The organism is Streptomyces puniciscabiei, assembly GCF_006715785.1.
In the GTDB taxonomy this organism is placed as follows: Bacteria; Actinomycetota; Actinomycetes; order Streptomycetales; family Streptomycetaceae; genus Streptomyces; species Streptomyces puniciscabiei.
Genome location: NZ_VFNX01000001.1, coordinates 2,159,808 through 2,182,801, shown reverse-complemented (window position 1 = coordinate 2,182,801; position 22,994 = coordinate 2,159,808). Strand labels below are relative to the sequence as shown.

Below are 22,994 nucleotides of genomic sequence, written 5' to 3'. Positions count from 1 at the left end.
CCGGACCGGCAGCGCCGGCGAGACCGGCGGACGGATCAGTAGCGACGCGTGATCAGCGCGCGCTTGACCTCCTGGATCGCCTTGGTGACCTCGATACCGCGCGGGCAGGCGTCCGTGCAGTTGAACGTCGTACGGCAACGCCACACGCCGTCACGGTCGTTGAGGATCTCCAGGCGCTGCTCGCCCGCCTCGTCACGGCTGTCGAAGATGAAGCGGTGGGCGTTCACGATCGCGGCCGGACCGAAGTACTGGCCGTCGTTCCAGAACACCGGGCAGGACGACGTGCACGCGGCGCACAGGATGCACTTGGTGGTGTCGTCGAAGCGCTCGCGGTCCTCGGCCGACTGCAGCCGCTCACGCGTCGGCTCGTTCGTGTCCTTGGTGACCAGGAACGGCATGACGTCCCGGTACGCCTGGAAGAACGGCTCCATGTCCACGACCAGGTCCTTCAGGACCGTCAGGCCCTTGATGGGCTCGATCGTGATCGGCTTCTCGGGGTTGATGTCCTTGATCAGCGTCTTGCAGGCAAGGCGGTTCTTGCCGTTGATCCGCATCGCGTCCGAGCCGCAGATGCCGTGCGCGCAACTGCGGCGGAAGGTGAGGGTGCCGTCGAGGTCCCACTTGATCTTGTGGAGGCCGTCGAGGACACGCTCCTTCGGGTCGATCTCCAGCTGGAAGTCTTCCCAGGCGGCCTCCGCCGCGACCTCCGGGTTGAACCGGCGGACCCGGAAGGTGACCGTGATGTAGGGGGAGTCGGCGAAACCGGGCTCGGGCTTGCCGGCCGCCTCTTCCTTGTCCAGAACGGGGGTAGCCATCAGTACTTACGCTCCATCGGCTGGTAGCGGGTCTGGACGACCGGCTTGTAGTCGAGACGGACGGTTTCCGAGCCGTCGGCGCCGACCTCGCGGTACGCCATGGTGTGGCGCATGAAGTTGACGTCGTCGCGGTTCGGGTAGTCCTCGCGGTAGTGACCGCCGCGGGACTCCTTGCGGGCCAGCGCCGAGACGGCCATGACCTCGGCCAGGTCCAGCAGGTTGCCCAGCTCGATGGCCTCCAGCAGGTCGGTGTTGAACCGCTTGCCCTTGTCCTGGACCGCCACGTTCTTGTAGCGCTCCCTGAGCTCGGCGATCTTCTCGACGGCCGTCTTGATCGTCTGCTCGGTGCGGAACACCATGACGTTGGCGTCCATGGTCTCCTGCAGCTCACGACGGAGCGTGGCCACCCGCTCGTTGCCGGTGGAGTTGCGCAGCCGCTCGATCTGCTCGACGACGAACGACTCCGGGTTCTCCGGCAGCTCGACGAAGTCCGCCTTGTGGGCGTACTCGGCGGCGGCGATGCCCGCGCGGCGGCCGAACACGTTGATGTCCAGCAGCGAGTTGGTGCCGAGCCGGTTGGCGCCGTGCACGGAGACACAGGCGACCTCGCCGGCCGCGTACAGACCCGGGACGACCGTGGTGTTGTCCGCCAGGACCTCACCCTCGACGTTCGTCGGGATGCCGCCCATCGCGTAGTGCGCGGTCGGCTGGATCGGGATCGGGTCCGTGTACGGCTCGATACCGAGGTAGGTGCGCGCGAACTCGGTGATGTCCGGCAGCTTGGCGTCCAGCTGCTCCGGCGGCAGGTGGGTGAGGTCCAGGTAGACGTGGTCGCCCTCGGGACCACAGCCGCGGCCCTCGCGGATCTCGGTGTAGATGGAGCGGGACACGACGTCACGGGACGCCAGGTCCTTCATGACGGGAGCGTACTTCTCCATGAAGCGCTCGCCGTCCTTGTTGCGCAGGATGCCGCCCTCGCCGCGCGCTCCCTCGGTGAGGAGGATGCCCATGCGCCAGATGCCGGTCGGGTGGAACTGGAAGAACTCCATGTCCTCCAGCGGCAGACCCCGGCGGTAGACGGCGGCCTGGCCGTCACCGGTGAGGGTGTGCGCGTTGGAGGTCACCTTGAAGAACTTGCCGCAGCCGCCAGAGGCGTAGATGACGGCCTTCGCCTGGAAGATGTGGATCTCACCGGTCGCCAGCTCGTAGGCGACGACACCGGCCGACTTCTTGACGCCGTCGACCTCGGTGATCAGCTGGTCCAGGACGTAGAACTCGTTGAAGAACTCCACGCCCTCCTTGACGCAGTTCTGGTACAGCGTCTGGAGGATCATGTGGCCGGTGCGGTCCGCGGCGTAGCAGGACCGGCGGACCGGGGCCTCGCCGTGGTTGCGGCTGTGACCGCCGAATCGGCGCTGGTCGATGGTGCCGTTCGGCGTCCGGTTGAACGGCAGGCCCATCTTCTCCAGGTCGAGGACGGCGTCGATGGCCTCCTTCGCGAGGATCTCGGCGGCGTCCTGGTCGACCAGGTAGTCACCGCCCTTGACCGTGTCGAAGGTGTGCCACTCCCAGTTGTCCTCCTCCACGTTGGCGAGCGCGGCGGCCATGCCGCCCTGCGCGGCGCCCGTGTGGGAGCGGGTGGGGTAGAGCTTGGTCAGCACGGCGGTGCGGCTGCGCTTCGTCGCCTCGATGGCGGCGCGCATGCCCGCGCCACCGGCGCCGACGATGACGGTGTCGTACTTGTGGATCTTCATGATTCTCGCAGCCCCGTGCCTAGCGGATGTTCGGGTCGAAGGTGAAGATCACCAGCGTGCCCAGCAGGATGGTCCACACCGTGGCGGTGTACAGCAGGGCCTTCAGCCACATGCGGGACGCAGGCCGCTCGGCGTAGTCGTTGATGACCGTGCGCAGGCCGTTGGCGCCGTGCAGCATCGCGAGCCACAGCATCAGCAGGTCCCAGACCTGCCACCAGGGGGACGCCCAGCGGCCGGCCACGAAGGCGAAGCCGATCTTGGAGACACCGCCGTCCAGCACGAGCTGGATCAGCAGGTGGCCGAGGACCAGGACGACCAGCACGATGCCGGACAGGCGCATGAACAGCCAGGCCGCCAGCTCGAAGTTGCCCCGGGTCGACTTCGGGGACTTCTTGGTGCGCTTGCGCGGCGCCTCGATCAGCGGGGCCGGGTTGTCGACGGTGTAGACGGGGGCGCCCTCGACGGGGCCGACTCCGGACGCGGCGGTTTCAGTGGTGGACATCGGCGTCAGCTCCCAAAGAGAACGCGGTACGCGTGACCGAGGACCGGGTAGATCGCCCCGACCATCAGCACGATCCAGACACCCATCACGGTCCAGAACATCTGCTTCTGGTAGCGCGGGCCCTTCGACCAGAAGTCGACGGCGATGACGCGCAGGCCGTTGAGCGCGTGGAAGAGGATGGCGGCGACGAGGCCGTACTCCAGCAGCGCGACGATCGGCGTCTTGTACGTGGCTACGACCTTGTCGTAGTCCTCGGGGGAGACACGCACGAGAGCGGTGTCCAGCACGTGAACGAACAGGAAGAAGAAAATGAGGACGCCGGTGACTCGGTGAGCCACCCAGGACCACATTCCTTCCCGGCCGCGGTACAGCGTTCCAGCCGGCACGGAAGTCCCTCCGGGAGCGGGGATTGGGGCCGCGCCGGCTTCGGTGTCGGGCGGGCCCGGCCGGGTACGGTCCACCGGCCCCCAGCATCGTAGCGATGCGCTGCGCTGTGCTTTACGGGGGGCCTACCTTGTGTGATCAAATTGGCACCGGATGGGTTAGGCGCCGGGCGGCTGCTGGGGCGGTGTGTCCTGTTATTTGCCGTGTGCGGGTGCGTCGTGGCTGGTCGCGCCCCGCGGCGGAGCCGCTGAGGGATACAGCCTCGCGCCCCTGAGGAGGGACAGGAGCCGTCCTCTCGCCAGGCGCCGGAGTTCCTCCGCCGCTATCACCCGTTCCTCCTCCGGATCGTTTGTCAATCGTGATCGGATCGCTTCGAGGATGCGGTCGAGGGATTCGTCCGGGTGGGTGTCCCCCAGGTAGATGACGAACGCGTGTCCGAACCTGGCCTCGTATGCCGCCTGTGCCGCGCTCAGGGCCATGTGGGCCGCGGAGTACGTGTCCTCGGGGAGCTCGGGGAGGGACTCTCCGGCCAACGCCTCCGCCATGTCGCTCGGCGACAGGTCGTACGCCGCCTCGTCCGCCGCGGCCAGGAGGGAGTCCAGGTCGGGGTAGGGGCGGTGGTCCGCGACGCGGTGGGACCAGCGCAGGCTGCGCAGGCAGTGCAGCAGGAGGGCGCGTGCCTCGTCGGCGGGTGCCGCGTTGAAGGCGTCGAGGGGGTTGGGGAGATACGGGAGACGGTGGGCGGGCAGCGTGGGTCCTCGCGTCACATGTGGCGTGGCAGGGGATGCTGTGAAAGGTGTGTCGTCAGGTTATCGAGAGTGGTCACTGTGTGTCCGCGAGGTGCCTGAAATTCACCCGGACGGCAGAGTTTCAAAGCGCCTGGATGACGAACGAAGTGCCAAACGGTCGTACGTTGGCAGGGTGACCCAGCACAAGCGCCGTGCTCCGGCGCAGCAGGTGATGCGGAAGCGGATGGTGGTTGCCGCCGCGGTCGTCGGGACCGTCGCGCTCGGCACGGGGGTCGGCGTGTGGGCCTCGGCGGGCGGGGGCGGCGGGAAGCCGGAAGGCGGTGCGCGGCAGTCGTCGTCCGGCCGGGTGGCCGGCAGTTCCCCCAGCGGGGCGGCCACGCCCTCGGCGAGTCCGGCGCCCAGCCGCTCCTATCCGCTGTCCCGTGCGCCGCGCACGATACCCGCGGTTCGCTCCCACACTCCGGCGCGCGGTCCCGGCTGGAAGCCGCGGAAGGCGGACCGGGTGGTGATCAGCGACGGCGAACTGGCCGACGAGGGGCGGCTGATAGCCGGGGAGCTGGGCCTGACCTACGCGGGGGAGAAGGACGACGTACGGGCGGGGGACCTCCGGCTGGCGCTCGGTGGCGGCGGCGGGAACCAGGAGTCGTACACCATGACCGTCCGCGGGGGACGGGTCGACATCAGCGGGCCCGGCGAGGCCGGCGTCTTCTACGGCACCCGCACCCTCAAGCAGGAGATCAAGGGCGGCGGCACGGCCCCGGAGGGGGTCGTACGGGACGAGCCGGCCAAGCCGGTGCGCGGGTTCAGCCTGGACATCGCGCGCAAACCGTTCTCCGAGTCCTGGATAGAGGACCGGATACGGGAGCTGGGGGACCTCAAGTTCAACGAACTGGGGCTGCACTTCTCCGACGACCAGGCCTTCCGGATCGAGTCCAGCACCCACCCCGAGATCGTCTCCAAGGACCATCTCAGCAAGGCGCAGGTCAGGCGGATCGTGGGCCTGGCGAACAGCCGGCACATCACCGTCGTGCCCGAGATCGACTCGCCGGGGCATCTGGGCGCCGTCCTCGCCGCCCACCCCGACCTGAAGCTGCGCAACGCGAGCGGGGTCGCCACCAAGGGCGCGATCGACATCTCCAAGCCCGCCTCCGCGAAGCTCGTGGACGATCTGCTGAACGAGTACGCGGGCCTGTTCACCGGCAACCAGTGGCACCTCGGCGGCGACGAGTACCAGGCGCTCACCGTGAAGAACCCGCAGGCCTCCTATCCGCAGCTCGCGGCGGCCGCCCGGCGGAAGTACGGCTCCGGCGGCACGGTCGCCGACCTCGCCACCGGCTGGCTGAACGACCGCGCCGCCACCGTCCGCGCCCACGGCAGGACCATGCGCGCCTGGAACGACGGCTTCTACCGCGGTACGTCCGTGCAGGCGGCCAAGGACCTCCAGGTCGCCTACTGGACCGGCAAGGAGATCGGCGCCCGGCAGCCGGTCGACTACCTGAGCGCGGGCCGCAAGGTCATCAACTACAACGACGAGTTCCTCTACTACGTCCTCGGCCAGCCGCAGACCTTCGTCTATCCGACCGGACAGCGGATCTACGAGCAGTGGAACCCGCGGGTGGTGCGCGGCACGGCCGCCGTACCGGCGAGCTACGACGGCCAGATCCTCGGCGGCTCGTTCGCGGTCTGGTGCGACTTCCCGAACGCGCAGAGCGAGGCCCAGGTCGCGGCCGGCATCCGGATGCCCCTGCGGGCCACCGTCCAGAAGCTGTGGGACCCGGGCAGGCCCGCGTTGTCCTGGGCCGGCTTCCGGAACCTGGCGAACCGGCTGGGCTGACGGAACCGGGCTGATCGCAATCGGGTGGACGCGCGGCGCCGTGCGGCCGTATGTTCCGGTCTCCACGTGTGCGGCCAGGGGAAGGCCGCGCGTCGGTCGTCATCGTCATCTCGGGGGGAATCTCTTCATGACCACGCCCATGCCCGCACCACCGTTCGTGCCCGGTGCCGTGCTCCGCTCGCCCGTGAAGCTCGGCCGGGCCACCGCCGTTCTGCTCTCGGTCGTCGCCGCCGCCGACGTGTTCGGCTGCTACGCGGACCTGCTGGAGAGGAACGTCGCCGGTGACGTCGCAGACGGCGCCAGGGGCGTCGGTGTGGTGCAGCGGGCCGATCACGCCGACGCCGTCTACGCCTGGGCCGGCTTCGTCCAGGAGTGGGCGCTGGTCGCGACGGCCGTCGTCTACCTGTGCTGGCTGTGGCGGGTGCGGGTGAACGCCGAGGTGTTCGACCAGTCCGCGCACGACCTGGGGCGCGGCTGGACGATCGGCGCCTGGTTCTGCCCGATCGTCAACCTCTGGTTTCCGCGCCGGATCGTGCTGAACGTCTGGGACGCCAGCGTGCCCTGGGGCGAGCCTTACCGCCACCGGGCGGTCAACGCCTGGTGGACCCTGTGGATCATCAGCATCCTCACCAGCTGGCTCGCGTACACGAGCTGGGGGCAGGCCCACACGGCGAGACTGCTGTACGGCGCCGCCGGGCAGATGCTCTTCTCCGACATGGTCGACAGCGCGGCCGCCGTCCTCGCGATCGTGGTGGTCGTCCGGCTGACCCGGATGCAGGACCGCAAGGCCCTCGCGGGTCCGCTGCCGGCCCCGGTCCTTGGCTGAAAACCTCTGCTGTGACACTCCCGCGCCGTATCACGCAGTAAAGGGAAGTGCGGGCTCCGTAACGGTCGGCGCCCCGGCGAGGGAGACATTTCATGAGCCTGGTGGAACGGATCGCACAGGCCGACGCACGCGGACTGGCTGCCAGCGGGCTGGCTTGTTTGGATCGGTGCCTGCCGCTGCTCGGCGCCGACGACGAGCTGCTGCGACCCCTGTGGGCGTGCCTCGCCGACGGCTCCGACTGGGGGGCGAGCCTGGAGAAGGCGCGGGGTGCGCTCGGTGCCGGGCAGCCGGACGACGAGGCCGCGCTGCTCGCCCGGCGCATGCTGGACGCGGTGCCGGCCGAGCGCGGTGCCGACGCGGTACGGGCCTGGGCCGACGCCTGCTCGGTCGCCTCCCTGCGGATCCACCGGCTGCTCGACCCCGCGGCGGACGGCACGTCCGCGACCGACGGGCTCGACGCGGGGCGGGCGGGGGAGACGGCGGACCTGCCTCCCCTGGTCGCGGCGGAGCTGCGGCGGCAGACGGCGGTGCTGGACGTCCTCGCCGAGCACGGCTCCAACGGCCTGCGCCGGGCACTGGACCTGTCGATCGAGGGCCGGCGGGTGCTGCGCGCGGTGGTGTCGCGCCGGGAGCGCGCCGGGTCCTGAGACGTAGGGCCGGAGCGGTGGGCAGTGCGCCGGACGCACTCGCCCTCGGGCCGTCCAAACCCCTCGATTGCGCGAGTCCTGTGACCGTCGTGCGGTCGGCCTGGGGCGGTTCTGCGGTGGTTGGCGGAACCGTACTGAATGGCGTGACAGTTGGCCGCGGCGGCTCGCTCTTCCCTATGTGACAGCCCAGTACGTGACAGCACAGCAGGAGACCAGGCCGCACGCCGCGGCGAAGCCCGTGCGGTGGGCCGCGGACGCCGTGGCGGCCATGCGCGAGGGTGCCCGGGTGCGGCTCGACTACTCGGCGCAGAGCCTGTGGCGGGTGGACCGGATGATCGAGGAGATCCGGCGCGAGGGGCCGCCGTACGCCGCTGTCGAGAGCGTGCTGCGCGGCTTCGGCGCCTACGCCGGTGAGGTGATCGTCAGGCAGAGCGGCGCCGAGTGGTGGGCGTCGGGAGGCGACCACTGGGTGCGCACGCCGGACGGGCGGCTCTGGGACCCCTTCGACGAGGCCCGGCGTGCCTACGGCGGCAGCGGCTCGCTGCGCCTGCTCTGCCGGGACGCGACCGGCTCCCGCTGACCGGCGGACGCCCTGCTCTTCGCGCACGTCAAGGGTGGGAACGAAGAGCGGCCGGACCCGCGCGGGCCGACGGGCGGGGCGGACGGGATGCTGTGACACTTCTGTGAGCCGTGACGCTGATGTCCCTGGGACGCGGGACGCCGAAAGTCGTGTCGCTCGGTACGGACGAGGACGGTTCTTGGGCCACGGAGGGGAACCCCGCCGCCGGCAGGCGTACGACGGGGAGCTGGGCGCGGCCGTCGTGCGGGCCCAGGACGGCGACGAGACGGCCTTCGCGGTGGCCTACCGGATCGTGCAGCCGGGCCTGCTCGGCTATCTGCGGGGCCTGGTCGGCGAGGACGCCGAGGACGTGGCGTCCGAGGCCTGGCTGGAGATAGCCCGCGACCTGGGCCGGTTCAAGGGCGACGGCGCCGGCTTCCGCGGCTGGACCGCGACCATCGCCCGGCACCGCGCCCTGGACCATCTGCGCCGCCGCCGGGTACGGCCCCAGGCCGCGGCGCTGGAGCAGGACGCGCTGGAGCTGCCCGGCCGGCTCGACACCCATGACCAGGCCCTGGAGTCGCTGTCCACCGCACGGGCGCTGGAGCTGCTGCGCGGGCTGCCGCGCGACCAGGCCGAGGCCGTACTGCTCCGGGTGGTCGTCGGCCTCGACGGCCCGGCCGCCGCACGCGTCCTCGGCAAGCGCCCCGGCGCCGTCCGCACGGCCGCGCACCGCGGGCTGAAACGCCTCGCCCACCAACTGGGCGTCCAGGAACCGAACCGAGGCGGTGACGGAACACGGCACCCGGACACTGGGTGAGTCGAATGAACGACGCCGGGCGTGAGCCGTATGAGTGGGTGAGCGCCCACGGTTCCGGAGCAGGCGCGAGGCCCCGGTCCGGGAAGAAGTGATCCTCGTCCCCCGGGCGTACCCGCCAAAGGCAACGGCCGGGGCCGCCACCCCCCACAGGAGAGGCCCCGGCCGTCGCGCTGTCGGGCCGCGCGCGGCCCGTACTCTCTACAGCGCCGAGCGTGCTGTTTCTGTCACACCCGGCCACCGCCGATCCTCACCCTGCGCACATCCGCACCCGGTCACGAGTTAGTTGCATCTTCTACAGACATGGACGTGGAGCGGTTTCACGCCGTAACGTGCCTTTCGCGCCGACCGGGAACAGGGCGTAAGGGAGTCAGGTGCTGGGGGACGACGCGGAGCTGACCGCCGCGGTGCGATCGGCACAGGACGGTGACGAGACCGCGTTCCGTACTGTGTACCGCGCGGTGCATCCACGCCTGCTCGGATACGTACGCACGCTGGTCGGCGATGCGGACGCCGAGGACGTGGCGTCCGAGGCCTGGCTGCAGATCGCCCGCGACCTCGACCGGTTCAGCGGGGACGCCGACCGCTTCCGCGGCTGGGCGGCCCGCATAGCCCGCAACCGCGCCCTGGACCACATACGCATGCGCGGCCGCCGCCCCGCCATAGGCGGCGACGAGACGGAACTCACCGGCCGGCCAGCCGAGTCCGACACGGCCGGCGAGGCCATCGAGGCCCTGGCCACCGGCAGCACCCTCTCTCTCATCGCGCGGCTGCCCCAGGACCAGGCCGAGGCGGTCGTCCTGCGTGTCGTGGTCGGCCTCGACGCCAAGAGCGCCGCCGAGACCCTCGGCAAACGCGCCGGTGCCGTACGCACCGCGGCGCACCGCGGCCTGAAGCGGCTCGCGGAGCTGCTCGGCGACGATCCGGAATCGGCCGGCGTGCTCGACGCGCTCCCGCCCCAGCGAGAACCGCGCGGCCGCGCGGTGTCGTCCGCGAGTGTGACGGATACGCGTGCGCGGACGCAGAAGGACATGTGATGGCCGACGAGCAGTACGAGTGGCTGAACCGGGAGACGGCGGAACGCCTGCTGCGCGGTGAGTCGCTGGAAGCCGTCGACGCCACCGCCCGTGACCAGGCCGAACGACTCTCCCGGGCGCTAGGCGCACTGACCTCGCAGACGGCCCCCGCCGACGACGAACTGCCCGGTGAGCAGGCCGCCCTCGCCGCGTTCCGCAAGGCCCGCGAGGCCGCCGGTACCGAAGGCGCCGCCGCCGGCCGGGCCGACGGCACCGCCGGCCTGCCCGCGCCCGGCGCCGACGCGGGCCTGGTCCGCATCGGCACCCCGGCCCGTACCGGAATCCCGGCCCGCCGCCGCCCCCGCTGGGGCCGCCCGGTGCGGCTGGCGCTGGCCGCGGCGGTGGCTGTGGGCACGGTCGGCGGGGTCGCCATGGCCGCCGGTACCGGGATGCTGCCCACGCCGTTCGGGCCCGAGCAGCCCGCCTCCTCCGCCTCGGTCTCCGCCGACCCGACCTCCGGATCGCCGCTCGCCTCGGTCCCGCAGGGCACCCCGGGGGCGACCGTGAGCCCGGGCGCGCCGAGCGGCAGCGCGGGCACGAACCCCGGCGGCACCTCCGGCGCGGCCGTCGGACCGGGCGACCACACCGGCAAGAGCACCGCGCCGGGCAGCGGCGACCCCTCCGGCACTCCGGGCAGCCGGTGGAAGGACGCGGCCTCGGCCTGCCGGGACATCCGGGACGGCAAGGAACTGGACGCCGGCCGCCGGCGCGCACTGGAGAACCTGGCGGGCGGCAGCGCCCGGGTGAGCCGGTACTGCAAGGTCGTCCTGGCCACCGTCGACTCGGCCGAGGGCGCGGCGAGCGGTGGCAAGGGCGACGACAAGGGCGACAAGGGCAAGGGCAAGGGAAGCGGCCAGGGCGACGACGAGGGCCACCCCGGCCACGGCGGCGACGGTCACCCCGGCTGGGGCGGCAACCCCGGCAAGGGCAACGGCGGCGGCAAGGGCAACGGCGGCAAGGGCAACGGCGGCAAGGGCAACGGCGGCGGCAAGGGCCGGCACGGCGACGAGGTCGCGCCCGCTCCCTCGGCCCTCTCCCCGGTCCGTCACACCCGGACGACCGGCACCGTGCTCGGCCCGGCACCGAGCCCGACGTACACCGCGCTCTGACCCTATTGCCCGTCTGACCTGCGGTTTCGCGGGTCACAAAAAATTTTTCGCGCGGGGTGTGACGTTTTTGGAGCCCCGTACGCAGTACTGAGTGAGCCGACTGGTCATCGGCCGTCGCACTGAGCCGGGGTTCCCCCCGTACCCACGGCTCGTGCACCTGGCGCGGGCGGGACACGTTCCCCCGGTCCCGCCCGCGCCCCGCACTCCCGCCTCACCAATGGACGACGACCTTGTCGCCCACCCGCACCTGAGCGAAGAGCTGCTGGATCGCGGCCTCGTCCCGGACGTTCACGCACCCGTGCGAGGCTCCCGCGTAACCGCGCGCCGCGAAGTCGTACGAATAGTGCACAGCCTCGCCACCGCTGAAGAACATCGCGTACGGCATCGGCGAGTGGTAGAGCGCCGACACCCAGGTCCGCGCCTTCCGGTAGACGTGGAAGACACCCTCCCGAGTCGGCGTGTACTGCGCCCCGAACCGCACCGCCGTCGTGGCGAGCGTCCGCCCGTCGACCATCCAGCGCAGCGTCCGCGTCGTCTTGTCGATGCACAGCACACGTCCGGTCAGACAGCGCGGGTCGGGCGCGCCGGCCGGCTGACCGCCCATCAGATACAGCTCCCACTTGCCCGGCGTGTGCGTCATCTCCACCAGCCGCTGCCATGTGACGCTGTCCGTACGCCCGGTCCGCGGCAGCCCGCGCTTGCCCTGGAAGCCCCGCACGGCCTGCTCGGTCGGATCGTCGTACGACCCCGTCGGCCCGTCGAACAGCCACGCCACCTGGCGCAGCCGGGCCTGCAGCTCCCGCACGCCCGGCCCGCTGTCACCGCGCGCGTACAGGATCCGGGGAGCGGGCGCGGGCGAAGAGGACTGCTCCGGCCGGGCGGGCTCGGCCGGCCGGCTTGCCGGGAGTCGTGCCGGGCGCTGGGCGTGCACCGGGGCCCGGGGCTTGCCGTCGGCGTCCGCGGGCTGCACGGTGCAGCCGCACAGGGCGGTGAGGGCGGCGAGGGCGGTGGCCGAGGCGAGCACGGCGGCGGGTCTTCGCGAGATCGTCATGCCGGAATGCTTCCCCGCGTGACCGCCGCCGAACGACGGGGCATGGTGAGGGGGTGACAGGAAGCGCACCCCGGAGGCATCCATGACGCGTGAGTCGGAGTCGGGACTGCCCATCGAGCAGGTCTACGGGCCGCAGGATCTGCAGGGTTGGGACCCGGCGGAGAAACTGGGCGAACCGGGCACGTACCCCTTCACCCGCGGGGTCTACCCGACGATGTACACCGGCCGGCCCTGGACCATGCGCCAGTACGCCGGCTTCGGCACCGCCGCCGAATCGAACGCCCGCTACCGGCAGCTGATCGCCCACGGCACCACGGGCCTCTCGGTCGCCTTCGACCTGCCCACCCAGATGGGCCACGACTCCGACGCGCCCCTCGCGCACGGCGAGGTCGGCAAGGTGGGCGTGGCGATCGACTCGATCGAGGACATGCGGGTGCTGTTCGACGGCATCCCGCTCGACCAGGTGTCGACCTCGATGACGATCAACGCCCCGGCGGCCCTCCTGCTGCTCCTCTACCAGCTGGTGGCCGAGGAGCAGGGAGCGCGCGCCGACCAGCTGACGGGCACGATCCAGAACGACGTGCTGAAGGAGTACATCGCGCGGGGGACGTACATCTTCCCGCCGAAGCCCTCCCTGCGCCTGACGGCCGACATCTTCAAGTACTGCACCGCCGAGATCCCGAAGTGGAACACGATCTCGATCTCCGGCTACCACATGGCGGAGGCGGGAGCCTCGCCCGTCCAGGAGATCGCGTTCACGCTGGCGGACGGGATCGAGTACGTCCGTACGGCGGTGGCGGCGGGGATGAACGTGGACGACTTCGCGCCCCGCCTGTCCTTCTTCTTCGTGGCCCGTACGACGCTGCTGGAGGAAGTGGCCAAGTTCCGCGCAGCCCGCAGGATCTGGGCGCGTGTGATGCGGGAGGAGTTCGGCGCCCGGAACCCCAAGTCCCTGATGCTCCGCTTCCACACCCAGACGGCGGGCGTCCAGCTGACGGCCCAGCAGCCGGAGGTGAACCTGGTCCGGGTCGCCGTACAGGCCCTGGCCGCGGTGCTCGGCGGCACCCAGTCCCTGCACACCAACTCCTTCGACGAGGCGATCGCGCTGCCGACCGACAAGTCCGCCCGGCTGGCCCTGCGCACCCAGCAGGTGCTGGCGCACGAGACGGACGTGACGGCCACGGTGGACCCGTTCGCGGGTTCCTACGCGGTGGAGCGGATGACGGACGACGCGGAGGAGGCGGCCGTCGACCTGATGCGCAGGGTCGAGGACCTGGGCGGGGCGGTCGCGGCGATCGAACAGGGCTTCCAGAAGTCCGAGATCGAGCGGAACGCGTACCGGATCGCCCAGGAGACGGACTCCGGGGAGCGCGTGGTCGTCGGCGTGAACCGCTTCCGGCTGGACGAGGAGGAGCCGTACGAGCCCCTGCGCGTCGATCCCGCCATCGAGGCCCGGCAGGCGGAACGCCTGGAGAAGCTCCGGGCGGAGCGGGACCAGCGGGCGGTGGACTCGGCCCTGGACGCGCTGCGGAAGGCGGCCGAGGGGGAGGACAACGTCCTGTACCCGATGAAGGAGGCGCTGCGCGGGCGGGCGACGGTGGGGGAGGTCTGCAACGCGCTGCGGGGGGTCTGGGGGGCTTACGAGCCGTCGGAGGCGTTCTGACTGTCGTACCCCCGTGCGACACTCCTTTCCATGTTCGGCGTCATCGATCTCCCCACCTATCTGGCAGGCCTCGTCCTGATCGTCCTGCTGCCCGGGCCCAACTCCCTCTACGTCCTCTCCGTCGCCGCCCGGCGCGGGGTGCGGGCCGGTTACACCGCGGCCGCCGGCGTGTGGTGCGGGGACACCGTGCTGATGACGCTGTCCGCCGCCGGGGTCGCCTCGCTGCTCAAGGCCAACGCCGTGCTGTTCGGGATCGTGAAGTACGCCGGCGCCGGGTACCTGACCTGGCTGGCGATCGGCATGCTGCGGGCCGCCCTGCAGATGTGGCGGACGCGGCGGGAGCGGGCCGAGGAGGACTCCGCGCCCGCCACCGCTGCCGTCACCGACGAGCGGCCCTTCCGGCGCGCGTTCGTCGTCAGCCTCTTCAATCCCAAGGCGATCCTGTTCTTCGTCGCCTTCTTCGTGCAGTTCGTCGACCCGGACTACGCCTACCCGGCCCTGTCCTTCGTCGTCCTCGGGGCGTTCGCCCAGCTGGCCAGCTTCCTCTACCTCAGCGCGCTGATATTCAGCGGGACGCGGCTCGCCGCCGCGTTCCGCCGCCGCAAGCGCCTGTCGGCGACGGCCACTTCGGTGGCGGGCGCGCTGTTCCTGGGGTTCGCGGTGAAGCTGACGCTGGCCAGCGCGTAGGGCGGGGTCAGACGCCGGCCTCGGCCAAGTAGGCCGCGAGGCCGTCCGGGGCGTCTCCCGCCCAGCCCACATAGCCGTCCGGGCGGATCAGGAAGATGCCCGGGCCGTAGGACTGCGGCGCCGCCGGGAGCGCTCGCACACCGGCAGCGGAGGTGTCCGCGCCCAGTAGCGTCCAGTGCGGGCCGCGGAACGCGTCGAAGAGGCGGATCCCGGACACCGTGCCGTCGGGGGCGCGGTCGCCCGCCCGGATTCCGGTCGGGCTCTGCCGGGTCTCCACGGTCAGGGGCGACTCCCGGTAGCCCAGCCCCAGCTGCACCGTCGCCCTTCCGCGCCGCACCTCGCCGCGGTGGACGCCCGTCGACAGGTCCAGCATGGCGGCCGCGTTCGCCCGGCGCTCCTCCTCGTAGGTGTCCAGCAACGCCTCCGGCGCCCCGCCGCGCAGTACCGCGCCCAGCTTCCAGCCCAGGTTGTAGGCGTCCTGGACGCTGGTGTTCAGGCCCTGGCCGCCGGCCGGGGAGTGGAGGTGGGCCGCGTCGCCGGCGAGGAGGACCCGGCCCTCCCGGAAGCGGTCCGCGAGGGCGGCGCGCGGGCGGAAGCCGGAGGACCAGCGCAACGCGGTGACGTCCTCGGCGTCCAGGTGGGTGTACGCGGCGACCAGTTTGCCGATGCCGTCCAGGGTCAGGCCGGGTTCCGTGCCCTCCGCGAGACGTGCCTGCAGCTGGAAGTCGTCCGTGCCGGCCAGCGGGCACAGGCCCACGGCGGTGCCGTCGTCCTTGGGGAAGACGTGCCAGGAGTCCCGGTCCAGGCCCGTCAGCCGTATGTCCGCCACCAGGAACGGCGCCGGGTCGACCGTCTCTCCGGCCATGCCCACGCCCACCGCGCGCCGGACCACCGAGCGTCCGCCGTCGGCCGCGACGAGGTAGGCGGCGCGCACGGCCGTACCGTCGGCGAACCGCGCGGTCACGCCCTCGGCGTCCTGCTCCAGGCCGGTCACCTCGCGCCCGAAGTCCACCCGGCCGCCCAGCTCCAGCAGCCGCGCGTACAGGATCTCCTGCGTCCGCCACTGCGCGACCATCCACGGTTCGGCGTATGGCGTGCCGTCGTCGGCCTCGATCCTCTCGAACATCGTCTGCAGGCCGACCCGTTCGCCGTCCTTCCAGGTCACCCGGTTCGGATAGGGACCGCCGGCCGCCCGGATCGCGTCCAGCACGCCCAGGTCGTCGAAGACCTCCAGGGTGCGCGGCTGGAGCCCCTTGCCGCGCGAGCCGGGGAACAGCCCCTCCGCCCGCTCCACGACCAGCGCGTCCACGCCGCGGCGGGCCAGGTCGATGCCGAGGGTCAGGCCGGTGGGGCCCGCGCCCACGATCAGGACATCCATGCCAAATCTCCTTAACGTCGTTAAGTGCCGTCGCTCATGAGGGTGCCCTTAACGCTGTTAAGCTGTCAAGTGTGAGCCCCGAGAAACGCGCCCCCCTCGACCGCCGACGCGTCGCGGACACCGCCCTGCGGCTGCTGAACGAGGTCGGTCTGGACGGCCTGACCCTGCGTGCCATCGCCAAGGAGCTGGACGTCAAGGCGCCCGCGCTGTACTGGCACTTCAAGGACAAACAGGCGCTGCTGGACGAGATGGCGACGGAGATGTACCGGCGGATGCTCGCCGGCACCGTGCTCGACCCCGCCGACACCTGGCAGGAGCGGCTGCGGGGGTCCGGCCGCGGACTGCGCGCCGCGCTGCTCGGCTACCGCGACGGCGCCAAGGTGTTCAGCGGCTCGCGTTTCACCGGCACGGACCACGCCCCGGTCCTGGAGGCCCACCTGCGGCTTCTGACGGACGCCGGGTTCACCCTCGCCCAGGCGGTCCACGCGGGCCGCACCGTGAACGCGTACACCATCGGCTTCGTCACCGAGGAACAGGGCGTGGAGCCCCTCCCGGGCGAGCGCCGGGAGGGGTACGACGTCGCGGAACGCGCCCGGCGCCTGGCCGACCACCCCCTCGCCGCCGAGGCCGGAACGCTGCTCTTCGACGGTTACGACGAGCAGTACGAGGAGGGACTCGCGATCGTGATCGCGGGCATCGGGGCGCGGTACGGGATCAGCTGAGCGCGGGCGGCGTGCGCTTCAGCGCCCTCTTCAGCAGCGGACCGAACGGCCTCTCCACGAACCGGTGGATCAGCCACGCCAGCGCCAGCATGCCCAGCACGGTCACCGCGAGCGTCGGCCACGCGGGCAGGCCGAGGCCCCGGTGCAGCACCCGGATGACGAACCAGCCCAGGTGCTCGTGGACCAGGTAGAAGGGGTACGTCAGCGCGCCCGCCGTGACCAGCCACGGCCAGGAGGCCCGGCGCGTCCAGCCCAGCGCCACGGCGGCGACGGCCGCGAAGGCGACCGTGACGATCAGGATGACGACGTACGGGTCGCGGTGCGGGTGGGGGCCCCACAGGCCGCGCGTGGCCGCGCTCTGCGCGAGCAGCCAGGACATCGCCACGATGCCCCACGCCAGCAGGTCCCTGCCGAAGCGGTGGATCAGGTACAGCGCCAGACCGCCGATGAAGTAGAAGGCGTAGTCCGGCATGACCACCTGGTTCAGCAGCTCGTTGCCCGACGTACGGCACAGCACCGCCGCGAGCGCCCACACGCAGCAGAACAGCACCACCCGGCGGTAGGTCACCCCGCGCAGGACGACGAGCAGCGCGAAGAGGGCGTAGAAGCGGACCTCGACCCAGAGCGTCCAGCACACGCCGAGGACGCGGGTCGCGCCCATGGGCTGCTGCAGCATCGTCAGGTTGACCAGGAACTCGTCGAGACGCACCGGGTGAACGACCACGGGCAGGGCGAGGGAGGCTCCCGTGACCAGGAACAGGGCCACCCAGTAGGCGGGGTAGAGGCGGGCGACCCGGGAGCGGAAGAAGTCGCCGAGGGTGCGGCCCCAACTGCTCATGCAGATCACGAAACCGCTGATGACGAAGAAGAACTGCACACCGAAGTTGCCGTAGACGGCGGCCCGGGCCAGCCCCGGGAAGAGATGGGCCGGACTGCCGTGCCAGGACGCCGAGACCGTGCCGCCCCGGCCGGTGTAGTGGTAGAAGCAGACCATCAGCGCGGCGACGAGCCGCAGCCCGTCCAGGGCGAGCAGGCGGCCCCGGCGCGGGCCGGGGGCGGCCGGTAGCTCGGCCGCCCGGCCTATGAGAGGGCCCGGCGCCGGGACGACGCCGGAGGGTGGAGCGGCCATGTGCGGTTTCCTTCCTGGTCCGTGGTCAGCCGCGGGCGCCGCGCCGCAGGCTCCGCGCCTTCTTCGCCATCCGGCGGACCGTCGCGTTGCGCGGGATGAACGCCAGCTGGGCGGGCACCCCGCCGGGCAGGGCCAGCGAGGTCAGACGCCGGCGCTTGAAGTAGCCCATGGTGTGCTGGTTCAGGTTCCGCGCGAGCCAGGTCTCGGCCTCGGCGCGCAGCCCCGGGTAGATCTTCGGCTGCATCGCGAAGCCCACCGCGCGGATCAGCGCGCCGAGCGCCCCGACCTCCATGCCGGTGCGCTGCTCGGTCACCGCATCGCGGTCGCCGAGGTCGGGCAGCAGCGCGTCGACGATCGTCACCGGGACCCGGTTGCTGTTCTCGTACGGCGTCAGCTGCTCCAGCAGCGGCCCGGTCCCGATGCGGGCGACCGGCAGGCCGTACAGGGCCCGCGCGGTGAGCAGGGCGGTGGAGAAGCAGCCGACGACCAGCGCGGGACGCATCCGCTGGTACAGCACCTCGGCGAGGACCGGGGTGTCGAGCACGGTCAGCTCGACCTCCAGTCGCTCCGCCTCCTGCTCCAGCAGGCGGGTGAAGCGGGCCGGGGCGGACGGGTGCGGCTTGAACACGACCTTGGTGTGCCCGAGCGCGGCCGCGCCCTTCAGCATCCGCACATGCAGGTTCTCCTCCTGCTCGGCGGTGAGGATGTCCAGCGCCGACAGATACTGGCCCAGCAGCAGCGCGGGCTCCTCGATCTGCGGCAACTCCTCGTCCGCGGGCGCGAGTTCGGCGAGCACCTTGGTGAAGGCGGCCGTCGGCACGAGTTCCGCGGGCACGTCGAACTCGGTGAGCAGCAGCGGCTTCAGGCCTGGCACCAGGTCCAGGTGGAGCACCCGGTCCACGCGGGTGCCGACCAGCGGGTCGATCTTGTTTCGGGTGGGGCCGTAGCTCATCAGGCCGTCGGCGTAGACCGTCACCGGGGCGCCGTTGAAGATCTGCGCGAGCGCGTGGGCCGGGTTGACCTGGATGGACTCGACGGCCAACTCCACGTCTTCGTCGCCCAGTTGCCACTCGTGCCGCAGGAAGCGTTCCCACAGCGGCATGTCGTCCACGCGGGGCGCCCAGCCGCCCGGGTGGAAGGGGAAGATCGTGTCGTTGTACAGGATCACGTCGTCGAAGCGGTCGCGCAGTTTCTCGAAGCCGGGCGCCTCGTCCAGCGCGGGCGTGGTCTCGGGCGTGGCCGCGTTGTTGCACACCAGCAGGATCCGCCGGTCGGCCGGGCGGAAGCAGCCGGAGTCCAGGGCGGCGGCGAGCGTGGCCGTGCCGTACAGCGTCGACGCCTGGAAGATCTGGGTGGTCACGCGGCGGCCCCCGCGGAGGCGGGACGGCGGCGCAGCCGGCGCAGCTTGGTGGCGCGCTGGAGATCCATCGAGTCCAGCGCGTCGTCCAGCACGTCCTGCGGCATGCGCCGCAGGGCAGCGGCACTCATGGATTTCAGTTTCTTCGCCACCGCGGGCTCGAACCTTTCGATGGATCCCAGATGATGGGAAATGATGGCGCAATAGGTGCGGACGGCCTTCGGCAGCAGCTGATCGGCGTCCCGGTCCTGGTCGGTTTCCGCGATGACCTGATCGAATGCCCGAATGAAATCGAGTTGCCGGACATCGCCGATCTGGGTGAGCGAGGAAGCAACTCCACGCCGGTAGAAGACCCCGAGCAGGCTCACCGCGGCGAAGGATTCCGCCTCCCGGTGCAGTTTCCAGATCCACGGCCGGTCCTCGGCCGTGCGCAGTCCGTCGGTGAAGTGCAGCAGCCCCTTGTCGAGCAGCCGGCGGTGGTAGACGCCCGCCCACGCGTACGCGTAGTCGACGGAGGTGGACCGGTCGGCGGGCAGGATCGCCTCCCGCGGGTCCAGCACCACGTTCCGCCGGCCGACGGGCACCCGGTTCACGACGCGCGACCGCGCGGTGCACTGCACATGGTCGGTGCGGATGAAGTCGCAGCCGAGTTCGTCCATCGCCGTGACCAGCTGCGGGAAATACCCGGGCGCGAGCCAGTCGTCGCCGTCCAGGAACGTCAGGTACGCGCCGCGCGCCCGGTCGATACCGGTGTTGCGGGCGGTAGCCAGCCCCCCGTTCCGCTCGTGCCGGACGTAGACCGCTCCGGGCAGCTCGCGCTCCGCGCGCGCGAGAATCTCTGGTGTCCCGTCACGGGAACAGTCGTCGACGAGAATGAATTCGAAGTCCTCACGCGCGTTCGCCTTCAGGCTCCTGAGCGTGTCGGGCGCGTATTGCTGCACGTTGTAGAACGGCACGATGACGGAGAGCTTGACCACGGCTTGAACGTTAGGGCGAACCCCGTCATTCGTCTTGACCGGCCGCTTGATGCCGGGTGAACGGCACGTGGCGAAGCTGTGAACCGGGCTGTTTTCCCGTGCTCCAGCGGCCCGATTCGCCATTCGGCGATGTGCTGTTAACCGTTTGTTGCATTCGGGTTGGGCGGAACCTCGGAATGGCTTCCTAGCGTCTTCGGCGTGCCAGCAAGTGCTACGAAGTCCCTGCGGGTCGCCGTCCTCGCCGATTCCGACACCCGGTGGAAGTGGGGCGCGCTCACCGCGCAGCGCCTCGCCCCCACGGACGCCGAGATCCGGCTCGACGGCTACCTCCTGCGCGGGCGCGCCACCCCGACAGCGCGCCAGCTGAAGGAGGTCGGCGTCCGGGCGGACTCCCTGCGCGAGGTCACCGGCGTCGAGTTCCTGCGCGCCATGGACGAAGCGTCGTACGACGTCCTCGTCCTGGCGCTGGTCGGCGGCGGCGTCCAGGCCATGCTGCACGGGCTGCGCGCCACCTGGGCGGGCGCCGGCAGGCGCCCCGTCGTCGTCACCGGGTACGTCGGTGTCGTCTACGAGAAGCTCGCCGACGGCCTGCTGCTGCGGCACGGCGCCGACCTCGTCCTCGCCAACTCCCGCCACGACGCGGACCGGTTCCGGGCCGTGTACGAGGGCGTGGGCGCCGACTCCTCCTCGGTCACCGAGGTCGCCCTGCCCTTCCTCGGCGGGGCGCCGTACACCGGTGAACACGAGCCGTACACGGTGGTGTTCGCGGCCCAGCCGTCCGTCCCGGACAGCCGCAAGGACCGCACCTACCTGCTGAAGCGGCTGATCGAGCACGCCCGGAAGCACCCCGAGCGCGAGGTGCTGCTGAAGCTGCGCTCCAAGCCCGGCGAACACACCACGCACATCGAGGAGTTGCCGTACCAGAAGCTGGCACAGGGCACGGACCTGCCCGCCAACTTCCGCCTGGTGTACGGCCACATGGGCGAGGTGCTGGACCGCACCGACCTCCTCGTCACCGTCAGCTCCACGGCCGCCCTGGAGGCCCTGCACCGCCGTATCCCCACGGTGGTCCTGACCGACCTGGGCGTGCGCGAGGTGCTCGGCAACCACCACTTCACCGGCTCCGGGTGCCTCGCCTCCTGGGACCAGCTGGACGCCGGACACCGGCCGGTGGCCGACGAGGAGTGGGTGGCCCGGCAGGGCGTGGCGGCCGACGGCTCGTACGAGACGGCCTTCGACACCGCCCGTGAACGCATCGCCAAGCTGCTCGACCGCCCCGGCGGCCTGCCGCCCCTGAACCCCTACTACACCCCCGAGACCGCGCCCGGCTATCTGCCCGGCATCCTCGCCCGGCACCACCTCGGCCCCGACGGCGTCCCGCTGCCCGGCGCGCCCGCCGCCGACAAGGAGCCCGGACCGGTCCGCCAGATCGTGCGCCGCGCCGCGCGTGGCGCCTACCGCCACGGCGTGCAGCGCGTCGCCCCGGTGATCCGCCGGATGGGGGAGCTGTGACCTCACCGCAAGGAGTAGATCCCATGTCCAACCCGGAAGCGGGCCAAGGCGCGACGGTGCGCCGGGTGCTCGCGGTGATCCCCGCCCGCGGCGGCTCCAAGGGTGTGCCCGCGAAGAACCTCGCGCCCGTCGGCGGCATCCCGCTGGTCGCGCGCGCGGTGCGCGAGTGCCGGGCCGCCCGGCTGGTCACCGACGTCGTCGTCTCCACCGACGACCAGGCCATCGCCGCCGCCGCCCGGGAGGCGGGCGCCGAGGTCGTGCTGCGGCCGGCCGCCATCGCCGGGGACACGGCGACCTCCGAGGCCGCGGTCCTGCACGCCATGGACGCCCACGAGGCGCTGCACGGCGCGGCGGTCGACGCGGTCCTGCTCGTGCAGTGCACCAGCCCGTTCATCGTCCGTGAGGACATCGACGGTGTCGCCTCGGCGGTGATCGAGGACGGCGCCGACACCGCCCTGACGGTCGCGCCGTTCCACGGCTTCGTCTGGCGGGAGTCGGCCGACCAACTCACCGCGCACGGCGAGCCGGCGGCCGGTGTCACGGTGACGGAAGGCCGGGCGGCAGCTGAGGTGACGACGCGCGTGCCGCGCCCGGCAGCCGGACCCGGCAGGGCCTCGGCGGCGGCAGCGACGGGCACGGTCCCGGTGGCCGCGGCGCCGGGCGGCGGCCCCGCCGTGCCCGCGCCGGCCGGCGGAGGCCACGGCGTCAACCACGACAAGTCCTACCGTCCGCGCCGCCAGGACCGCCCGCAGGACTTCCTGGAGACCGGCGCCGCCTACGCGATGGACGCGGCCGGCTTCCGCAAGCACCAGCACCGCTTCTTCGGCCGTACGGAACTCGTCCGCACCGACCCCGCCCGGGTCCTGGAGATCGACGACCCGCACGACCTCGCCCGCGCCCGGGCCCTGGCCCCCCTCTTCGACGCGGACCGCCCGGGCGCCCTCCCCACCCACGACGACATCGACGCCGTCGTCCTCGACTTCGACGGCACCCAGACCGACGACCGGGTGCTGATCGACTCCGAGGGACGGGAGTTCGTCTCCGTGCACCGCGGCGACGGACTCGGCATCGCGGCCCTCCGCAGGAGCGGCCTGAAGATGCTGATCCTGTCCACGGAACAGAACCCTGTGGTCGCCGCCCGCGCCCGGAAGCTCAAGCTTCCCGTGCTGCACGGCATCGACCGCAAGGACCTCGCGCTGAAGCAGTGGTGCGAGGAGCAGGGCATCGCGCCGGAGCGCGTGCTCTACGTCGGCAACGACGTCAACGACCTGCCGTGCTTCGCCCTCGTCGGCTGGCCCGTGGCGGTCGCGAGCGCCCACGACGTCGTACGCGGCGCCGCACGCGCGGTCACCACCGTCCCCGGCGGTGACGGCGCGATCCGAGAGATCGCCAGCTGGATCCTCGGCCCCTCTCTCGATTCCCTCCCCAAGTAAGGACATCCCCCTG

22 protein-coding genes are annotated in these 22,994 nt (G+C 71.6%); 12 read left to right on the top strand and 10 right to left on the bottom strand.

Features of this window, described 5'->3' with window-relative positions; translation table 11 throughout:
• Window positions 1-35: 35 nt before the first annotated feature.
• The 5 genes from FB563_RS09780 to FB563_RS09760 form a co-directional block, all read right to left on the bottom strand.
• A complete protein-coding gene (locus tag FB563_RS09780; RefSeq protein ID WP_055705356.1) occupies window positions 36-815 on the bottom strand; it encodes a succinate dehydrogenase iron-sulfur subunit in 780 nt (259 codons plus the stop codon).
• Window positions 815-2,569: a succinate dehydrogenase flavoprotein subunit gene (gene sdhA / locus FB563_RS09775; protein WP_055705355.1), complete on the bottom strand. Its 1,755-nt coding sequence runs from the start codon at window positions 2,567-2,569 to the stop codon at window positions 815-817. Before sdhA ends, FB563_RS09780 begins: the two co-directional genes overlap by 1 nt.
• 19 nt (window positions 2,570-2,588) lie before the next feature.
• On the bottom strand, window positions 2,589-3,071 hold the full coding sequence (locus FB563_RS09770) for a succinate dehydrogenase hydrophobic membrane anchor subunit (RefSeq protein WP_055705354.1): 483 nt from the start codon (window positions 3,069-3,071) through the stop codon (window positions 2,589-2,591).
• A gap of 5 nt (window positions 3,072-3,076) precedes the next feature.
• A complete protein-coding gene (gene sdhC, locus FB563_RS09765) occupies window positions 3,077-3,457 on the bottom strand; it encodes a succinate dehydrogenase, cytochrome b556 subunit (RefSeq protein ID WP_079048673.1) in 381 nt (126 codons plus the stop codon).
• A gap of 192 nt (window positions 3,458-3,649) precedes the next feature.
• Window positions 3,650-4,222 carry a 2-oxo-4-hydroxy-4-carboxy-5-ureidoimidazoline decarboxylase gene (locus tag FB563_RS09760; RefSeq protein WP_055705352.1) on the bottom strand — a complete coding sequence of 191 codons (573 nt, stop codon included), beginning with the start codon at window positions 4,220-4,222 and terminating at the stop codon, window positions 3,650-3,652.
• Between the two features lie 205 nt (window positions 4,223-4,427).
• On the opposite strand from FB563_RS09760, the gene FB563_RS09755 reads away from it, so the two are divergent.
• From FB563_RS09755 to FB563_RS43485, 7 genes are all read left to right on the top strand, one after another.
• A complete protein-coding gene (locus tag FB563_RS09755) occupies window positions 4,428-6,038 on the top strand; it encodes a beta-N-acetylhexosaminidase (protein WP_055705361.1) in 1,611 nt (536 codons plus the stop codon).
• A 127-nt stretch (window positions 6,039-6,165) separates the two neighbouring features.
• Window positions 6,166-6,864: a DUF4328 domain-containing protein gene (locus FB563_RS09750; RefSeq protein ID WP_055705351.1), complete on the top strand. Its 699-nt coding sequence runs from the start codon at window positions 6,166-6,168 to the stop codon at window positions 6,862-6,864.
• Between the two features lie 92 nt (window positions 6,865-6,956).
• Window positions 6,957-7,511 (top strand): hypothetical protein, encoded by a 555-nt coding sequence (locus FB563_RS09745; RefSeq protein WP_055705350.1) that lies wholly within the window; start codon window positions 6,957-6,959, stop codon window positions 7,509-7,511.
• Window positions 7,512-7,704: 193 nt separating this feature from the next.
• The gene (locus FB563_RS09740; protein WP_079048675.1) at window positions 7,705-8,091 is read left to right on the top strand and encodes a hypothetical protein; all 387 of its coding nucleotides are present in this window, start codon (window positions 7,705-7,707) and stop codon (window positions 8,089-8,091) included.
• A gap of 178 nt (window positions 8,092-8,269) precedes the next feature.
• Window positions 8,270-8,890, top strand: coding sequence for an RNA polymerase sigma factor (locus tag FB563_RS09735; protein WP_411573175.1), 621 nt, complete (start codon window positions 8,270-8,272; stop codon window positions 8,888-8,890).
• 371 nt (window positions 8,891-9,261) lie between these two features.
• Entirely contained in the window at window positions 9,262-9,924 is a 663-nt protein-coding gene (locus FB563_RS09730) for an RNA polymerase sigma factor (protein ID WP_142218594.1), read from the top strand.
• A complete protein-coding gene (locus FB563_RS43485; protein WP_208766288.1) occupies window positions 9,924-11,072 on the top strand; it encodes a hypothetical protein in 1,149 nt (382 codons plus the stop codon). Before FB563_RS09730 ends, FB563_RS43485 begins: the two co-directional genes overlap by 1 nt.
• Window positions 11,073-11,283: 211 nt before the next feature.
• Here the strand turns inward: FB563_RS43485 and FB563_RS09720 are convergent, their stop codons facing one another.
• Entirely contained in the window at window positions 11,284-12,123 is an 840-nt protein-coding gene (locus FB563_RS09720; RefSeq protein WP_142218593.1) for a L,D-transpeptidase family protein, read from the bottom strand.
• Between the two features lie 82 nt (window positions 12,124-12,205).
• Here FB563_RS09720 and FB563_RS09715 point away from each other — a divergent pair, with 82 nt between their 5' ends.
• Window positions 12,206-13,786, top strand: coding sequence for an acyl-CoA mutase large subunit family protein (locus FB563_RS09715; RefSeq protein WP_142218592.1), 1,581 nt, complete (start codon window positions 12,206-12,208; stop codon window positions 13,784-13,786).
• Between the two features lie 30 nt (window positions 13,787-13,816).
• The gene (gene leuE, locus FB563_RS09710) at window positions 13,817-14,473 is read left to right on the top strand and encodes a leucine efflux protein LeuE (protein ID WP_055708489.1); all 657 of its coding nucleotides are present in this window, start codon (window positions 13,817-13,819) and stop codon (window positions 14,471-14,473) included.
• A gap of 7 nt (window positions 14,474-14,480) precedes the next feature.
• Here the strand turns inward: leuE and FB563_RS09705 are convergent, their stop codons facing one another.
• Entirely contained in the window at window positions 14,481-15,851 is a 1,371-nt protein-coding gene (locus FB563_RS09705) for an FAD-dependent monooxygenase (RefSeq protein ID WP_055708490.1), read from the bottom strand.
• Between the two features lie 71 nt (window positions 15,852-15,922).
• Between FB563_RS09705 and FB563_RS09700 the strand changes: the two genes are divergently transcribed.
• A complete protein-coding gene (locus FB563_RS09700) occupies window positions 15,923-16,573 on the top strand; it encodes a TetR/AcrR family transcriptional regulator C-terminal domain-containing protein (RefSeq protein WP_055708491.1) in 651 nt (216 codons plus the stop codon).
• Here the strand turns inward: FB563_RS09700 and FB563_RS09695 are convergent.
• Genes FB563_RS09695 through FB563_RS09685 form a run of 3 tightly spaced genes read right to left on the bottom strand, consistent with a single transcriptional unit; the run spans window position 16,566 to window position 20,036 of the window.
• Window positions 16,566-17,702, bottom strand: a complete 1,137-nt coding sequence (locus tag FB563_RS09695) for an acyltransferase family protein (RefSeq protein WP_199832927.1) — start codon at window positions 17,700-17,702, stop codon at window positions 16,566-16,568. The two genes, FB563_RS09700 and FB563_RS09695, sit on opposite strands and share 8 nt — an antisense overlap.
• A gap of 25 nt (window positions 17,703-17,727) precedes the next feature.
• Entirely contained in the window at window positions 17,728-19,062 is a 1,335-nt protein-coding gene (locus FB563_RS09690) for an alpha-2,8-polysialyltransferase family protein (protein ID WP_055708492.1), read from the bottom strand.
• Window positions 19,059-20,036 carry a glycosyltransferase family 2 protein gene (locus FB563_RS09685; RefSeq protein ID WP_055708493.1) on the bottom strand — a complete coding sequence of 326 codons (978 nt, stop codon included), beginning with the start codon at window positions 20,034-20,036 and terminating at the stop codon, window positions 19,059-19,061. The genes FB563_RS09690 and FB563_RS09685 overlap by 4 nt, the downstream gene beginning before the upstream one ends.
• 198 nt (window positions 20,037-20,234) lie before the next feature.
• Between FB563_RS09685 and FB563_RS09680 the strand changes: the two genes are divergently transcribed.
• On the top strand, window positions 20,235-21,548 hold the full coding sequence (locus FB563_RS09680; protein ID WP_055708494.1) for a DUF6716 putative glycosyltransferase: 1,314 nt from the start codon (window positions 20,235-20,237) through the stop codon (window positions 21,546-21,548).
• A gap of 23 nt (window positions 21,549-21,571) precedes the next feature.
• Entirely contained in the window at window positions 21,572-22,981 is a 1,410-nt protein-coding gene (locus tag FB563_RS09675; protein WP_055708495.1) for an N-acylneuraminate cytidylyltransferase, read from the top strand.
• The last annotated feature ends 13 nt before the right edge of the window (window positions 22,982-22,994 follow it).

What these genes read in the sequence shown, in the direction of transcription:
- FB563_RS09780 (WP_055705356.1), bottom strand. Translation starts at nt 815, where the DNA reads ATGGCTACCCCCGTTCTGGACAAGGAAGAGGCGGCCGGCAAGCCCGAG.
- sdhA (WP_055705355.1), bottom strand. Translation starts at nt 2,569, where the DNA reads ATGAAGATCCACAAGTACGACACCGTCATCGTCGGCGCCGGTGGCGCG.
- FB563_RS09770 (WP_055705354.1), bottom strand. Translation starts at nt 3,071, where the DNA reads ATGTCCACCACTGAAACCGCCGCGTCCGGAGTCGGCCCCGTCGAGGGC.
- FB563_RS09755 (WP_055705361.1), top strand. Translation starts at nt 4,428, where the DNA reads ATGGTGGTTGCCGCCGCGGTCGTCGGGACCGTCGCGCTCGGCACGGGG.
- FB563_RS09750 (WP_055705351.1), top strand. Translation starts at nt 6,166, where the DNA reads ATGACCACGCCCATGCCCGCACCACCGTTCGTGCCCGGTGCCGTGCTC.
- FB563_RS09745 (WP_055705350.1), top strand. Translation starts at nt 6,957, where the DNA reads ATGAGCCTGGTGGAACGGATCGCACAGGCCGACGCACGCGGACTGGCT.
- FB563_RS43485 (WP_208766288.1), top strand. Translation starts at nt 9,924, where the DNA reads ATGGCCGACGAGCAGTACGAGTGGCTGAACCGGGAGACGGCGGAACGC.
- FB563_RS09720 (WP_142218593.1), bottom strand. Translation starts at nt 12,123, where the DNA reads ATGACGATCTCGCGAAGACCCGCCGCCGTGCTCGCCTCGGCCACCGCC.
- FB563_RS09715 (WP_142218592.1), top strand. Translation starts at nt 12,206, where the DNA reads ATGACGCGTGAGTCGGAGTCGGGACTGCCCATCGAGCAGGTCTACGGG.
- leuE (WP_055708489.1), top strand. Translation starts at nt 13,817, where the DNA reads ATGTTCGGCGTCATCGATCTCCCCACCTATCTGGCAGGCCTCGTCCTG.
- FB563_RS09705 (WP_055708490.1), bottom strand. Translation starts at nt 15,851, where the DNA reads ATGGATGTCCTGATCGTGGGCGCGGGCCCCACCGGCCTGACCCTCGGC.
- FB563_RS09695 (WP_199832927.1), bottom strand. Translation starts at nt 17,702, where the DNA reads ATGGCCGCTCCACCCTCCGGCGTCGTCCCGGCGCCGGGCCCTCTCATA.
- FB563_RS09675 (WP_055708495.1), top strand. Translation starts at nt 21,572, where the DNA reads ATGTCCAACCCGGAAGCGGGCCAAGGCGCGACGGTGCGCCGGGTGCTC.